13 protein-coding genes are annotated in these 15393 nt (G+C 43.5%); 9 read left to right on the forward strand and 4 right to left on the reverse strand.

The genetic code is table 11. The features are described 5' to 3' along the window. Positions 1–293 precede the first annotated feature (293 nt). The 3 genes from GYX91_RS02880 to GYX91_RS02890 all read left to right on the forward strand — a co-directional run bounded on the left by GYX91_RS02880 (position 294) and on the right by GYX91_RS02890 (position 3208). Positions 294–1157: a YgcG family protein gene (locus tag GYX91_RS02880; protein ID WP_238791310.1), complete on the forward strand. Its 864-nt coding sequence runs from the start codon at positions 294–296 to the stop codon at positions 1155–1157. A 124-nt stretch (positions 1158–1281) separates the two neighbouring features. Then, a complete protein-coding gene (locus GYX91_RS02885; protein ID WP_174829901.1) occupies positions 1282–2226 on the forward strand; it encodes a DnaJ domain-containing protein in 945 nt (314 codons plus the stop codon). 427 nt (positions 2227–2653) lie between these two features. Further along, the gene (locus GYX91_RS02890) at positions 2654–3208 is read left to right on the forward strand and encodes a TPM domain-containing protein (protein ID WP_238791311.1); all 555 of its coding nucleotides are present in this window, start codon (positions 2654–2656) and stop codon (positions 3206–3208) included. 366 nt (positions 3209–3574) lie between these two features. Here the strand turns inward: GYX91_RS02890 and GYX91_RS02895 are convergent, their stop codons facing one another. From GYX91_RS02895 to modA, 4 genes are all read right to left on the reverse strand, one after another. Then, positions 3575–4369 carry a TOBE domain-containing protein gene (locus GYX91_RS02895; protein WP_174829902.1) on the reverse strand — a complete coding sequence of 265 codons (795 nt, stop codon included), beginning with the start codon at positions 4367–4369 and terminating at the stop codon, positions 3575–3577. After that, positions 4362–5051, reverse strand: coding sequence for an ATP-binding cassette domain-containing protein (locus GYX91_RS02900; protein WP_174829903.1), 690 nt, complete (start codon positions 5049–5051; stop codon positions 4362–4364). Before GYX91_RS02900 ends, GYX91_RS02895 begins: the two co-directional genes overlap by 8 nt. Before the next feature lie 72 nt (positions 5052–5123). After that, the gene (gene modB / locus GYX91_RS02905) at positions 5124–5804 is read right to left on the reverse strand and encodes a molybdate ABC transporter permease subunit (protein ID WP_174829904.1); all 681 of its coding nucleotides are present in this window, start codon (positions 5802–5804) and stop codon (positions 5124–5126) included. Positions 5805–5870: 66 nt separating this feature from the next. Continuing rightward, a complete protein-coding gene (modA, locus tag GYX91_RS02910) occupies positions 5871–6638 on the reverse strand; it encodes a molybdate ABC transporter substrate-binding protein (protein ID WP_084551828.1) in 768 nt (255 codons plus the stop codon). A gap of 462 nt (positions 6639–7100) precedes the next feature. Between modA and fdnG the strand changes: the two genes are divergently transcribed. The 6 genes from fdnG (at position 7101) to GYX91_RS02940 (ending at position 15336) form a co-directional block, all read left to right on the forward strand. Continuing rightward, positions 7101–10208, forward strand: a complete 3108-nt coding sequence (gene fdnG / locus GYX91_RS02915; protein WP_174829905.1) for a formate dehydrogenase-N subunit alpha — start codon at positions 7101–7103, stop codon at positions 10206–10208. 12 nt (positions 10209–10220) lie between these two features. Next, a complete protein-coding gene (fdxH, locus tag GYX91_RS02920; RefSeq protein ID WP_025330239.1) occupies positions 10221–11135 on the forward strand; it encodes a formate dehydrogenase subunit beta in 915 nt (304 codons plus the stop codon). Further along, positions 11135–11794, forward strand: a complete 660-nt coding sequence (locus GYX91_RS02925) for a formate dehydrogenase subunit gamma (RefSeq protein ID WP_025330240.1) — start codon at positions 11135–11137, stop codon at positions 11792–11794. The genes fdxH and GYX91_RS02925 overlap by 1 nt, the downstream gene beginning before the upstream one ends. Before the next feature lie 141 nt (positions 11795–11935). Continuing rightward, the gene (gene fdhD, locus GYX91_RS02930) at positions 11936–12736 is read left to right on the forward strand and encodes a formate dehydrogenase accessory sulfurtransferase FdhD (protein ID WP_174829906.1); all 801 of its coding nucleotides are present in this window, start codon (positions 11936–11938) and stop codon (positions 12734–12736) included. A gap of 100 nt (positions 12737–12836) precedes the next feature. After that, positions 12837–14162 (forward strand): cation:dicarboxylate symporter family transporter, encoded by a 1326-nt coding sequence (locus GYX91_RS02935; protein ID WP_037393559.1) that lies wholly within the window; start codon positions 12837–12839, stop codon positions 14160–14162. A gap of 244 nt (positions 14163–14406) precedes the next feature. Beyond that, entirely contained in the window at positions 14407–15336 is a 930-nt protein-coding gene (locus GYX91_RS02940) for a formate dehydrogenase accessory protein FdhE (protein WP_174829907.1), read from the forward strand. Positions 15337–15393 lie beyond the last annotated feature (57 nt).

Here is a 15393-nt window from a genome sequence, read left to right on the forward strand (position 1 = left end):
TGTTTGTTTGCAGAATCTGACAAAATGGAAATTAAAAATTTATATGGTTGCGGCTGTTTTCTGAACAGATAAGGGTAATTGTTAAACATACCAGCAGTTCGATAAAAACTTGCAATGATAACTGTGGAAATTTGCTGTATCGGACTGAATACTTGTATTCTGATGTAATAGCAGAATCTGTTTGTCTGAAAGTATGGAGTCAGATAATAGCGGTCTTATTATCCTGACAAACAAAAGGTTAGTATGAACTAAAATACAAGCAAATTTGCTTTTATGGCACTAAGGTTGCAAAGATGAACACAATACGCTTATCTGTCCACAGGCTACTCGGTCTTTTTCTGGGCTGTTTTTTTGCAATGCATTTGCTCGCTGCCGATGGTTTGGTTCCTGTACCAGCGCTGACTGATCCGGTAATGGATACAGCCAATATGTTACAGCCGGCAACCCGTGCAGAATTAAACCAGCAGTTACTGGCGTTCAGCCGGCAGCATGGCAGCCAGATTATAGTATTGACAGTTCCGGCTATCGCACCGGAAACACCTTTTGACTATGCTACACGTGTTATGGATAGCTGGAAACCAGGACGTAAAGGAATTGATGATGGTGTACTGTTGTTGCTGGTGCGCGATGAGCATAAAACGTTTCTGGCACCCGGTCGCGGACTGGAAGGGGCTATTCCTGATGTTTATGCTAAAAGAATTCTGGATGATGTGCTTCGTCCGCAGTTACAGGCAAATAATGCAGACGGCGGTGTACGTGAGGCTGTAAATCAGCTGGAGAAGCTGATTAACGGTGAAAAATTACCGGCACAGCAATCTGCACATCAGGAATCTGATGATTCAGGCTCAACAATTTTTGGAATTCTGTTACTGATATTTATAGCCGGTTCATTTTTGAAAAATATATTTGGTAATACGCTGGGCAGTGCAATTGTCGGATTTCTGGTATTAAGTTTTGGCTGGTATTCGGGCTGGAGCCTGTTTGCAGCGATTATTGGTGCAATTCTGGCATTCATAATAGCGCTCATTTTTGCCGGTAATATTTTTATTGGCGGCTCTGGCGGTGGTAGGGGCGGTTTTGGCGGTGGTTCAGGAGGCGGAGGGTTTAGCGGAGGAGGAGGCGGCTATGGTGGTGGCGGAGCCTCCGGTAGCTGGTAATACTGGCAGTCATCATTGAATTCCCCGTTAAATACTGATAATTTGTAAATTTTACGTAAAATAATGTATAGTTATTTATTTATATGATTATGATTATTTAGCATTTCGTTTCTGGTGGGCATACATGTCTAAAGTCGGTTATGGTATCTGTTTTCTGCTGATGTACTTTTTAGTCATGCGTTATAGCGTGTTCGGAGTGCTGATTGATATTGTACTAATCATACTGATTATGTTTTATCTTCGGGCTGTGCAGATTGTAGATGATGGTACTGAAGCATCTATTGCTGCCGACAATAATCTTTATATTGTTGTTATGTTTGAAGTGGCCGGTCAGATATGTGCAGCCAAAGGATATGTTTCTGATGAAGACCGGTCGCGTGTCTATGACATGATTAAAAAAATGCAGCTGGATGCAGAAACTGAAGTTTTGTCGCGTTATGCTTTTAATATGGGGCAGACAAAAAATTATCCGCTCAGGACCAGACTTAAACAACTATACCGAGCTTATTGTGATGACAAGCGCGGTTTAATGCTGTTTTGTAAAAATATGCTGGAATTAGCGCTGATTGACGGACGGCTGCATAATAATGAACGGCGCATTCTGAATATCATAGCGGATGAATTTCGTATTCCTTATGCACAAATGCTTATTTTTGCCAGCCAGACTATTCATCAGGAAAATGAATACCGGCATTACTGGCAGACCAACGAGCAATGGAAACAGCAGCGTCAGCGTGCGCGTTCAGAGCAACGCCGGCAACAATATCAGCAACAATATCAGCAACAGCAGAAGCAATATCAGCAGCAATACCAGCAACAGCAACACTATAATCAGCAACAACAGCCTGAAGAACCGTTTGGTAGTGATCCTTATCGGGTACTGGGTATATCAGCAAAAGCGAGCCCGCAGGAAATTAAACAGGCATATCGCCGCCTGATGAATAAATATCATCCGGATAAACTCATTAAGCAAAATCTATCGGAAACTAAGATGCAGCAGGCAACTGAACATGCTCAGCGTATACAGGCAGCCTATGCTTATGTGAAACAGTTACGCGGATTTGTTTAGATAATAGATAAGGGATTATAGAATCTATATTTATTTCAAAATATATAACCCTTAGAATTTTGTGATTTTCCAATCAGAGAATTTGTCAGAGCCAGCTCTGATAATAGGTTGGTTTTTATGTTAGAAATCATTTTTGCTCTCTGGCAATATCTGGATTTTTACTTTACAGGCTAATTTTCCCTGCTAGATCAATTAGTATCGTTATCATCAAAATATATGCTAACTAATGTCGCCAGCAATAATATCCGTTACATCTGACTTTCCGGTTTTCTGTTTTTATATGATATATATTGTTTTTGTTATCAGCCTGGTAACAGCAGCATTTTCTTATTAAGAAAATTTATGGTAGTGTAAGTAGAATGCTGATTATTCTGGAATTAATTAAGTAACTCAATATATACTTTTTAATAAATCTGCGGTGCTAACTATGAAATCAGATATACAGGAAAAAGCAGAATATACGAGCTTAAATAAACTCAATATGCAATTATTACCACGTATCTGGCGCCACTGGGTAAATCCGCGCCAACGAGTAAGTAAATATTTTCCTGCTCTTGCATTGCAACAGCTAACTGAACAAATTACATTATCCGAGCAACGTCATACCGGACAGCTACGGTTTGTGATTGAATCCAGTCTTGATACAGCGAATTTGTGTCATCACACTACGGCACGCCAGCGTGCACAGTATTGGTTCGGAAATCTGGGTATATGGGATACTGCTGAAAAAAGTGGTATTTTGGTTTATGTACTTTTTGCTGATCGCGCAGTAGAAATTATTGCAGACCGGGGTATTAATACCTGTGTCAGTATGCTGCATTGGCAGCAGATATGTAATCGCATTACTCAGGCATTTCAGCATCAACGATATATGGATGGTTTAACTGCCGGACTGGATGAGCTGACGGAATTACTTGTACAGTATTTTCCGCGTACGCGTGCCGGTACTAATGAACTGGCTGATGAAGTTATTCTGCGTTAGTTTTGAAAAACTAAGTATTTATATGGGTTAATTTTCAAAGTACTGCAACGGTTTAATATTCAATTAAGTTATCAGTGTGCAGCATTTTCAGTAAATTAGCCCATAATTACAAAAGATGTGGAATTAATTATTAATATTTCGGGATAAAACGCCATAAATAGTTTTTTTGAATTAAATTTATTTAATAATATTAAAATACAAATATATAAGGTCTATAATATATCTGCGGCTTAAAAGGACAGATTGACAAAGAGGGAATGTGCATGGCCGCAGGTAGTTTGACTATCGCACGTATGCATAAGCCGGAATAATCTAAAATTGCATGACAGGGTTATTCTGGCTTCAGTTTGTCTGATGAATGCACATTCAGCGCAAACGTCCGATAATAATGTTCGGAGCCTTGATTAACAGCATGATTTTATCTTCATTTTTCAATTGCATAGTTTGTGCACTATGACAGGTAATACTGGCGGTCAGGCTGACAGCTGCGCCTAAATCCACAGTAATCACACTGTTTACAGCACCAGTATCTATTTGGCGTATTTGGCCTGTTAGCTGGTTACGAGCGGATATTTGTAAATTCGGATCGGGACGCGCAAGCATAATGGCTGATGCCTGAATGAGAGCCAGTGCATCAACGCCGACAGCCAGTTCCATCTGTTCACAACTGTGTCTGGTAAGAATGGCTACCAGTTCCTGTCCGTTGCTCAGTTGCAGATGAACCTCATTATTTACAGCTCCTTCAATGATTTGGCTGATTCTTCCGGCGAGTTGGTTATCAGCACTTAAATCCAGATTCATTTTTTGCCATAAACTATGATGACTATTGTCAGCGTTAGCTTCCAGTTGCCGGATGAGTTGCTGATGACGTTGCTGCATAGTGTGATAATAATTTAAAAAAGCTTCACCAAAAGCTGTTAATACACTGTTCCCGCCGCCCTGACCACCGGTTTGCCGTAAGACTAAAGGTTCTGGCGCCAGATTATTCATTGCATCTATGGCATCCCATGCTGCTTTATAACTCATAGGTACCGCTTTAGCCGCCTGAGTAATTGAGCCGAAACGTCGGATATTTTCCAGTAATGTAATCCGTTTGCTGTTGCCAATTCGCTGGCCGTTAATAGTGGGAATCAGTTCACTGTTAAGATTAAATTCATTCATTGCGATTGTTACGGGGAGCTGAGTACAGACATCCATTATCCATATGCCAGATTTGAGCGTCAAAAGCAGCTGCATCTTCCGGATCGTGAGTTATCAGTAGCATGGGTAAGTTTAATTTCTGCTGCCAGGCAGATAACTCAGAACGCATTTGAGCCCGTAGCTGAGTATCCAGTGCAGAAAATGGTTCATCCAGCAGAATAGCCCGCGGCTGAGCAATCAAAGCACGAGCCAGAGCCACACGCTGGCGCTGCCCGCCGGACAGATGAGCCGGATATTGTTCTGCTACCGAATTGAGCTGCATAGCATTCAGCCAGTGTTCAACTTCTGTATACCGGCTGCGTTTTTTCGGATTGAATAAACCATGACAAATACCGCAGGCAATATTCTGCCGGACATTTAAATGAGGAAAGAGGGCATAATCCTGAAACACAAAGGCCAGTTTACGTTGTTGCGGGCTGAGATTAATATGCTGCTGTGCCTGAAACAGAGTAACACCATTCACATTAATATGACCCTGTTCAGGAGTCAGCAGCCCGGCAACAGCCTTTAGCATCAGACTTTTACCGCTGCCTGAGGCTCCCATAATAACTGTACGCTGTGACTGACAGCACAGGCGGATATCCAGAGTAAAATGACTTCCGTCATTACGCTGAAGGGTTTTCTGAAAATTAAAATCTAACATAAAAACCATTGGCCGGATTAAAAACAGGCAAAGCAATATCGGAAAACCATATTGTTTGATTCAGGTATCGGATTATTTAAGATTGGTCATAGGTACTTTGCCGGATAAAAGTTTGCCGGTAAGCAGTAATATCAGAATACAGACCACAGATATAATCAAGACCAGAGTATTGGCCAGATAGTCATCTCCGGCCTGTACTGCTTCATATACGGCAATCGACAGAGTTTGTGTCTGCCCCGGAATGCTGCCTGCCACCATCAGCGTAGCACCGAATTCACCCATACTGCGTGCAAATGCCAGTAATACGCCGGCCAGAATACCTCTCCAGGCCAGCGGCAGAGTAATGCGCAGAAATACTCCGGCATTACTGATACCCAGAACACGCGCTGCCTGCTCCAGCTGGGAATCCAGGCTTTCAAATGCAGCACGTGCCGGTTTAAATACCAGAGGAAACGATACGATTGTTGCTGCTACAACAGCACCCTGCCAGGTGAAAATCAGATTAATACCCAGATAATGTTCCAGCCATTGACCAATAAAGCCATTTTTTCCAATCAGTACCAGTAAGTAATATCCCAGTACCGTTGGCGGCATTACCATTGGCAAAGTGAGAATGGTATCAATCAGTTCCTTTCCCCAAACAGTTTTACGGGCAAGTACATAACCTATACCGACCCCAAAAACCAGATTAATAGCAGTTGCCCACAGGGCGATTTTAAGCGACAGGGCAAGAGCAATCCAGGCCGCAGCCATTATCTACTCCTTGAAATAAAAAATTCAGACAGATTCGCGGAAGGATAACTGCCGGTGGAAAAATACTCAGCGTGCGCTTTGAAAACCGTAACGCTTAAGAATCTTCTGACCTTTTGGCGACTGGATAAAATTAATAAAGCGGCTGGTAGCCACTGGTTCTTTACTGGCTACCGTCTTAGCAATCGGATAGCTGATTGGCTTACTGGTCGGGATAGTTGCAGCTACACTAACTTTATCCGGCATAATGGCCGCATCTGTGCCAAATACGAAACCGGCTTCTGCTGACTGATTAGCGACGTAATCCAGAGCCTGACGGACATTATTCACATTCACAATTTTAGGCTTTACCGTACTCCATACTTTTGCCTGCTCCATTGCTGCCTGAGCATAACGTCCGGCCGGTGTAAAAGCAGGGTTGCCCAGTGCAATATGTTTAATACCTGGTTGCTGCAGATCTTTCAGTCCGCGTACATTCAGACTGCTTTTTTTCGGAATAATCAGTACCAGACTGTTATTTACAAAATTAATTCTGTCCTGTGCCCGCACAAGATTCTTAGTCTGAGCCTGATCCATAGTTTGCTGATCAGCAGAAGCAAATACATCTACAGGTGCACCGTTTTGCATCTGCTGAAGCAGAGAGCCTGAAGCTCCGAAATTAAGCAGTACTTTATCCTGAGGATATTGCTGCTGATATGCTTTGGCAATGTCATTAAATGCATTGGTCAGACTGGCAGCCGCTGAAACTGTGATATTGGCGGCAAGTGAAGCAGTGCTCATTACACTCAGGCTGATTGCAGTAACAATAGTAGTCAGACGAATGTGGTTAAAGCGCATATTTTATCCTTATTTGAAATAAATTATTATCTGGCGCAGGGTCGGGCAATGCCGATTATAAAGGAAAATTATTGCGAAATATACCTATGTATATAGCGATAGATAGTCATAGAGATGTTCGATACAACATATATGTCATAGCAAATAAATAATTTATAAATCAATTTGTATGCAAAATATTCATGATTAATAGAAATAATTTATTGAATAAATTATTTCTATTTATTGCTAATGTAATAACTTGTATTTTAACCTTTATACTAATTAAATTCGGAATTTAAATGAAATTGTAATTATTTATTTAAAGTAGAAAATACTGATAAAATTTTATAATAGTTTAAATAAGGTATTATAATAGGATTAAATGTTAGTATAAATTAATTTTCTAGCATAATTAGTAAGCAGTGCGGGGATGGATTTCCTGCAAATAAATAATAAAAATTTTATTAGGAACATACACACATGAACCTGACAAGACGCCAGTTTTTCAAGGTTACCGCAGCAGGTGCCGGCGCGACAGGACTGGCAGTGATGGGCATGGCTCCTGCCACAGCCTTTGCTGAAGTCCGCCAGTACAAGCTGTTGAGGGCTACAGAAACACGTAATAACTGCACATATTGCTCAGTTGGTTGTGGTACGTTGTTGTATAGTCTGGGTGACGGTGCCAAAAACGCCAAAAAGAAAATTTTTCACATAGAAGGTGATCCCGATCATCCGGTCAGTCGCGGCAGCTTATGTCCTAAAGGCGCCTCACTGATTGACTTTGTTAACAGCCCGAACCGTGTATTGCATCCGCAGGTTCGTGAAGCCGGAAGCACAGAGTGGAAAGACATCAGCTGGGATGAGGCACTGGATCGTATTGCCTGCCTGATTAAAGAAGAACGTGATGCCAATATTATTGAAAAAAATGCTGATGGTGTTACGGTTAACCGGCTGGAAAGTGTGGGTATGCTGTGTGCTTCTGCCAGCTCCAATGAAACCGGTATCCTGACCCAGAAATTCATGCGTTCGCTCGGGCTGGTCGGGACAGATTCACAGGCCAGGGTTTGTCATGGTCCGACGGTATCTGCACTTGCTGCTACGTTTGGTCGTGGAGCCATGACCAATACCTGGACCGATATTCAGAACGCCGATTTCATTCTGGTTATGGGTGGTAATGCCGCTGAAGCACATCCGGTAGGGTTTAAATGGGTTATCGAAGCCAAAAAACAAAAAGGCACCAAACTGATTGTTTGCGACCCGCGTTTTAACCGTACTGCCTCTGTAGCCGATCATTACTTGCCGATTCGTTCCGGTACCGACATAGCTTTCCTCGGAGCGGTAATCAACTGGCTGATTAAAAATGATAAAGTACAATGGGATTATGTTAAAAACTATACCAATGCTGCTTTTATCGTAGCTGATGGTTATGGTTTTCATGAAGGTCTGTTTTCCGGACATGCCGATTACACGACTGAAGACGGCAGCACGGCACCGGAAGCGGCTCCGAAAGGAGCCAAAGGCGGGGCTGTCTATAATAATGCCAGCTGGACATACGAGCTGGATGAAAACGGTTATGCTAAAGCAGATCCGACTCTGGAAAATCCGCGTTGCGTCTGGCAGATAATGAAAAAACATTATGCCCAGTACACACTGGAAATGATGCACAAAATTACCGGTACCCCGATTAAAGATTTTCTGCTGGTGTGTGAAGCTCTGGGGGCAACCTCGGCAAAAAACAAAGCCGGTACAATTCTGTATGCACTGGGCTGGACTCAGCATACTTATGGTTCGCAGAATATCCGTACCATGGCCATGATTCAGCTGATTCTGGGTAATATCGGTATGCCCGGTGGGGGTGTGAATGCTTTACGCGGCCATTCCAATATTCAGGGCTTGTCTGATCTTGGTTTGCTGTCTACCAGTCTTCCGGGCTATCTGAGCCTGCCTAACGAAAAGAAAAATCCGACTTTTGCTGATTATCTGAAAGTTCAGACACCAGCAGCCATGCGTCCGGGACAGCTTAATTACTGGAGCAATACGCCCAAATTTATGGTAAGCCTGCTCAAATGGTTCTTTGGTGATAAGGCTACCAAAGAAAATGACTGGGGCTATGACTGGCTGCCGAAGTGGGACAAAATGTATGATGTGCTGCAAATGACCGAAATGATGTATCAGGGTCAGATGCACGGATTACTGGTACAAGGTTTCAATGCCATGGGTTCCTTTCCAGATTCCAACCATATCATCGAAGCATTTTCCCGCCTCAAGTGGATGGTAGTAATGGATCCGCTTAATACCGAAACGGCTACCTTCTGGGAAAATCATGGTGATGCGCATGACGTAGATTCCCGCTCTATCATGACGACAGTGTTCCGTCTGCCTGTCCCTTGTTTTGCAGAAGAAAATGGTTCGATTGTCAATTCTTCACGCTGGCTGCAATGGCATTATGCCGGAGCCGAAGCTCCGGAAGAAGCCAGAGCCGATCTTGAGATTCTGGCTGATTTGCATTTACGTATTAAAGCTCTGTATGAGAAAGAGGGCGGTAAAGTACCTGAACCGATTCTGAACCTGAGCTGGCCGTATAAGGTACCGCATTCACCGGCACCGGAAGAAATGGCACAGGAATCCAATGGCTGGGCACTCACAGATATTAAAGACGAGCAGGGTAATATTATCGTGCCTAAAGGCGGGCAACTGGATAGCTTTGCTCAGTTACGCGATGACGGCACAACAGCCTGCGCCTGCTGGATTTTTGCCGGTTCCTGGACTAAAAACGGCAACCAGATGGCACGGCGTGATAACAGCAATGCCGGACTGGGTAATACCCCGGGCTGGGCGTGGGCCTGGCCGGCAAACCGCCGTATTCTGTATAACCGCGCTTCCTGCGATCCGTCCGGCAAAGCCTGGGATCCTGACAGAATATTAATTCACTGGGACGGCAGCAAATGGATTGGGGCGGATGTGGCTGACTACAAGGCAGATCAGGCACCTGACACTAATATGAATCCGTTTATCATGAATGAGGAGGGTGTTGGTCGTCTGTTCTGTACCAAAAAACTGGTAGATGGCCCGTTTCCAACATTCTATGAGCCTACTGAATCACCGGTTGGCAAAAACCTGCTTTATCCTAAAGTACTGAATACACCCGCAGTGCGCTTATTTGACAGCGTTAAAGGTCGTATCGGCAATAAAGATGAGTTTCCTTGTGTCGGCACTACATATCGTCTGACAGAGCATTTTCAGTTCTGGACGAAATCCGTGAAATTGCTGATGATTGCTCAGCCCGAACAGTTTGTTGAAATCAGCGAAGAGCTGGCAGCACAAAAGAATATTGCTAAAGGCGATACAGTTAAAATCAGTACTAAGCGCGGCTGGGTAGAGGCCAAAGCCGTGGTAACCAAACGCCTGCGTCCGTTGGAAATTAATGGGCAGACCGTCCATCAGATAGGTATTCCCCTGCATGGTGGCTGGGTGAATGTTGGTGAGAAAAAACAGTTTCTCATTAACACACTCACACCATTTGTTGGTGACTGCAATACACAGACACCAGAATACAAAACCTTTTTATGCAATATCGAAAAAGCGTGAGGGGAATAAGTCATGGCTTTACAATCTTTGGATATAAAACGTCGTTCGGCTACAAATCAGCTCACGCCGCTACCACAGGCAAGAAAACCCATTGAAATTGCCAAACTGATTGATGTTTCGACATGTATAGGCTGCAAAGCCTGTCAGGCAGCATGTTCGGAATGGAACGACATTCGCGATGAAGTTGGCACCAATCATGGTGTATACGATAACCCGATTGACCTGAGTGCCGATAGCTGGACGGTAATGCGGTTTTCTGAAACCGAGCAATACGGCAAGCTGGAGTGGCTGATTCGTAAAGACGGCTGTATGCACTGTTCCGACCCGGGCTGTCTGAAAGCCTGTCCGTCACCGGGTGCAATCATTCAGTATGAAAATGGTATCGTCGATTTCCATCAGGAAAACTGTATTGGTTGCGGTTACTGTATTTCCGGCTGCCCGTTTAATATTCCGCGTATTTCGAAAAAAGATAACCGCGCTTACAAGTGTACTCTGTGTTCCGATCGTGTTGCCGTCGGGCAGGAACCGGCCTGTGTGAAAACTTGCCCTACCGGTGCTATTCATTTCGGCAGCAAGGAAGACATGAAGTCTTTGGCCGGGGAGCGTATAAAAGACTTAAAACAGCGCGGTTTCGAGCAGGCAGGGCTCTACGACCCGCAGGGTGTGGGTGGTACCCATGTTATGTATGTACTGCATCATGCGGATAAACCCAGCCTGTACCATGGTCTGCCGGACAATCCGCGTATCAGTACCACCGTTAAATTATGGAAGAGTATGCTCAAACCGATAGCAGCATTCGGTATTGCTACCGCTGCTTTTGCCGGCTGGCTGCACTACATTACCATTGGTCCGAATCGCCCTGACGATGATAAAGAACAGGTTCTGAATCGTGAAGGCGAAATCCTCAAAGATAAAGGGGACGCATAATGAAAAGATTATTAATTCAGCGATATAAAAAATCCGAGCGGTTTAATCACTGGGTAGTAGCCGGCTGCTTTGTGCTGCTGGCTGTTTCCGGTCTGGGTTTTTTCTATCCGTCTTTTTTCTGGCTCACTGAAGTTTTCGGTTCTCCGCAATTGGCACGCATCCTGCATCCGTTCATCGGAGTGGTGATGTTTCTGGGCTTTTTTATCCAGTTTTTCCGCTATGTAAAATATAATTTTTTTGAGCGGGATGATATTAAATGGTTACTGGGAATTAAGCATATTCTGCTGGGAAGAGAAATTGGTGATACTGGCAAATATAATGCTGGACAAAAATGTATGTTCTGGCTGATGTCCATCAGTATGGCACTGCTGCTTATCAGCGGGCTGATTGCCTGGCGGCAGTTTTTTTCCGGATATTTTCCAATTTGGGTGGTACGTATCGCTTTGCTAGTGCATTCTGCCTCTGCTATCCTGCTGATTGTCGGTATTATTATTCATGTATATGCCGCATTGTGGATTAAAGGCACAATTCCGGCGATGGTGGAAGGAGTGGTTAGTCAGGAATGGGCGAAAAAGCACCATCCACGCTGGTACCGCGAAATGATGGCAAAAAAAGAAGCCAAAGCGCAGCAAAATTCCACTTCACAGACAACTGAATAATTTAAATAATCATCATCTGTAGTGCTGTCTGTATGGCGTATTGTCATACAGACAGTAAAATTTTATCTTCTTGCGTGATTCGGTTAATATGTCGGTACAAGTCTTTTCCGGCTGTTACCGGTTCATAAATACAGAAACCTCATGAATTACACCCCCGCCCAAAATCGCACTGTCTGGGTGGCACAGGCTGGAGAATGCAGTAGTACCAGTGATAATATCAGTGCCGAAATCCCAGTAGCACTTGTTTATAACGGTATCTCCCATGTCGTATTAATGGCTACGCCCGCTAATATTGCCGAACTGGCATTGGGTTTCAGCCTGAGTGAAGGCATCATTGAAAATGCAGAGCAAATTTATGCGATTGAAATTACTGAACATCTGCATGGAATTGTGGCTGAGATTGAGCTGGCCAGCGCAGCATTTGCACGTTTGAAAAGTCGCCGTCGCCAGATGAGCGGACGCACTGGTTGCGGACTGTGCGGTATTGACAGTCTGGCTGCTGTTCAGCCAGAATTAGAACCGGTTTTACGCGATTGGCATGTAGAATTTAGCATAATCGGGCGTGCTTTGACCGATTTTAACCATCATCAGCAACTGCGGGCGCAAACTGGTTCAGTTCACGGCGTGGCGTGGGCTGACAAGGCAGGTAAGATTGTAACCGTCCGTGAAGATATCGGCCGGCACAATGCTTTAGACAAGCTTATTGGCTGGGGATTACATGCAAAAGTGGATTGGAAGCATGGTTTTGTGGTATTGTCCAGTCGCGCTAGTTTTGAAATGGTAATGAAATCAGCAATAACCGGTATCGGGTGTATCGTGGCCGTATCTGCGCCCACCACCTATGCCATTGATTTGGCTCACAAGGCTAATATCACGCTGGTGGGTTTTGCGCGTCATAATCGCCAAGTAATTTATACCCATCCTCAATTTTTTCATCCTTAACGCATGTTTAAAACAAAAAATAATAGAATATACTCTATTGTTTTTGTTTCGCTTTTTAGATTGAATAAGAACTATATTACCACTTACAGTAAGGACGACTATGTTATCGATTATCAAACGATATAGCCGTAATTTGGCCTGGCAAATTTTAATCGCACTGATTATGGGGGTAGCACTGGGATTATATCTGCATACTTTTTCAGATCCTTCTCATCCCTACTACAAAACCTATCAGTCGTGGGTAATCAATGTATTACAACCGATGGGGGATATTTTTATCCGCCTGATTAAAATGATTGTGCTGCCCATCATTCTCAGTACGCTGACATTGGGTATTGCCGGACTGGGTAACTCCAAAAGTCTGGGTCGACTGGGCGGTAAAACCATTCTGTATTTTGAAATTATCACTACTATCGCCATTGGTGTGGGTTTACTTTTCGGTAATCTGTTTCACCCGGGTAGCGGCATTGATATTTCCAATCTGCACCACAGCAATGTCAGTCAGTACGTACAAAAAAGTGAAGCACTGGCCGAGAAGCCTCATGGTCTGGTTATAATGATTCTGGACATGATTCCGCATAATATATTTGATTCGCTTAGCAGCGGTGAAATTCTGCCGGTAATCTTTTTCTGTGTGTTTTTTGGTCTGGGCTTAACTAAGCTACCTGATAATCAGCGCCTGTTCTTTTCAGATTTTCTGAAAGTGATTTCAGACGTAATGTTCAAAATCACCAATATGATTATGCGTTACGCACCTATCGGGGTATTTGGTCTGATGACTGTTACCATCAGTAAATTCGGTTTCGGTTCGCTGATTCCGCTGATGAAACTGATTTTAATAGTTTATCTGGCGATGATAGTATTTACTCTGGTGATTCTGGGTGGCGTGGCCTATTTCTGCCGCTTTAACATTTTCACTATTATCAAAATTCTGAAAGATGAGCTGATAGTGGCTTTCTCAACCTCCAGCTCAGAAACTGCGCTGCCAAAAATGATTGAGAAAATGGAAGCATATGGCGCGCCGAAATCTATTACCAGCTTTGTGATTCCTACCGGATATTCATTTAATCTGGATGGTTCTACGCTGTATCAGAGTATTGCAGTTATCTTTCTGGCGCAGTTATACGGTATTTCTCTGTCGGTTAGTGATCAGGTAATGATTGTGATTACGCTGATGGTGGCTTCTAAAGGTATTGCCGGTGTACCGGGTGTATCGTTTCTGGTACTGTCTGCCACGCTGGCTACAACATCCATTCCGTTAGAAGGTCTGGGCTTTATTCTGGGTATCGACCGTATTCTGGATATGGGACGTACTGTAGTTAATGTAATCGGTAATGCTCTGGCTTCATTGGTTATTTCGCGCTGGGAACATGATTTTGATGATGAAAAAGCGCGGGAATATGAGAAATCACTTGGTATTAAATAATTAGTTTTCAGTAATAAAAAGGTTCAGAAATTTCTGAACCTTTTTTGTTATCCGATTTATCACATTTTGAAAAACAAATTGATAAGAGACATTATCTTTCTCTATTGATGGCATATAGAAAATCATAGACAGTAAATCCAGACAGAATACCTATTTTTGGTTAAACTTGGTTATTTAATTTGTTGATAATGATAACGGTACCATTACCTGAACAAGTAATACCGTTATATAACCGCGTTGATACATGAAAACACAAGTAACACCAGAAACCATACAAGCACAGGAATTTTTTCACATCCCGTTCTGGCAGCAGCCTCCTGTTGATATTTTCAGCCGGCGCGCATTGCGGCTGAATGAATTGGCTGCAGAAGATAATAGTGACTGGCAATCATACTTACAGCTACTGGCTGTTATCAATAATGCTCAGCAAAATTTACTGGAGCAATATGCACAGGAAGCCTGGGTAATTCCTGAGACTGATAAAGATGAAGTTCCGCTTACTCTGGCATTACTAAGTGCCAATAGAGGCCTGATAGAGCGTCTATTTACCGATTTACATGCTTTATTGCAAGCAGATTTGTCACCAACTGCTCAGCAAGTATGGAAAGAGTTATTGCAGCTCGACAGTGAAAGCCGCAACCAGTTATGCCAGCATGCATTTAATCAGCAGCTCGGAATAGCTCAGCAGGATTATCAGGTCTGGGTAAATGCAGTGGTGCAAATTGTTTATACTCATGCAGCGTTAAATCTGGCGGCTACAACGGTAAAACCTTTGTCTGAACCGGGTTTTTGCCCCTGCTGTGGTACTGATGCTGTGGGTTCAGTAATAGTCGGTCTGGGTGAACTTGAAGGGCTGCGCTATTTGTGTTGTGGTGTATGCAATAGTCGCTGGCACAGTGTACGGGCACGCTGTAGTTTTTGTGATAATAGCCGTGATCTGGGCGTACACCTGATTGAACAGGTGAAAGAAGGGGTATTGTCCGGTGCAGAGGCGGAATGCTGTCCCAGCTGCCATGCTTACCGTAAACGTTATCGCCTGGCCAAACAACAATATGCTGATCCGATTGCTGATGATTTGGCCTCTTTAGCTCTGGATATACTGTTGAATGAAGAGGGGTGGCAGCGTGGCGGAGCTAATCCGTTTTTACTGATGGGAAAAATACCCAGACATTAAATTAAGCTAAAGCTGTTTGGCTTGAATAAATGATAGGGAGTCAAGCAGCTTAAATAA

It is taken from the genome of Snodgrassella sp. ESL0304 (assembly GCF_013344995.1).
GTDB lineage: Bacteria > Pseudomonadota > Gammaproteobacteria > Burkholderiales > Neisseriaceae > Snodgrassella > Snodgrassella alvi.

Coding starts and splice junctions, on each gene's coding strand:
- GYX91_RS02935 (WP_037393559.1), top strand. CDS start 12,837: ATGTTATCGATTATCAAACGATATAGCCGTAATTTGGCCTGGCAAATT.
- GYX91_RS02925 (WP_025330240.1), top strand. CDS start 11,135: ATGAAAAGATTATTAATTCAGCGATATAAAAAATCCGAGCGGTTTAAT.
- GYX91_RS02895 (WP_174829902.1), bottom strand. CDS start 4,369: ATGAATGAATTTAATCTTAACAGTGAACTGATTCCCACTATTAACGGC.
- fdhD (WP_174829906.1), top strand. CDS start 11,936: ATGAATTACACCCCCGCCCAAAATCGCACTGTCTGGGTGGCACAGGCT.
- GYX91_RS02940 (WP_174829907.1), top strand. CDS start 14,407: ATGAAAACACAAGTAACACCAGAAACCATACAAGCACAGGAATTTTTT.
- GYX91_RS02890 (WP_238791311.1), top strand. CDS start 2,654: ATGAAATCAGATATACAGGAAAAAGCAGAATATACGAGCTTAAATAAA.
- GYX91_RS02885 (WP_174829901.1), top strand. CDS start 1,282: ATGTCTAAAGTCGGTTATGGTATCTGTTTTCTGCTGATGTACTTTTTA.
- fdxH (WP_025330239.1), top strand. CDS start 10,221: ATGGCTTTACAATCTTTGGATATAAAACGTCGTTCGGCTACAAATCAG.
- GYX91_RS02880 (WP_238791310.1), top strand. CDS start 294: ATGAACACAATACGCTTATCTGTCCACAGGCTACTCGGTCTTTTTCTG.
- fdnG (WP_174829905.1), top strand. CDS start 7,101: ATGAACCTGACAAGACGCCAGTTTTTCAAGGTTACCGCAGCAGGTGCC.
- modA (WP_084551828.1), bottom strand. CDS start 6,638: ATGCGCTTTAACCACATTCGTCTGACTACTATTGTTACTGCAATCAGC.
- GYX91_RS02900 (WP_174829903.1), bottom strand. CDS start 5,051: ATGTTAGATTTTAATTTTCAGAAAACCCTTCAGCGTAATGACGGAAGT.
- modB (WP_174829904.1), bottom strand. CDS start 5,804: ATGGCTGCGGCCTGGATTGCTCTTGCCCTGTCGCTTAAAATCGCCCTG.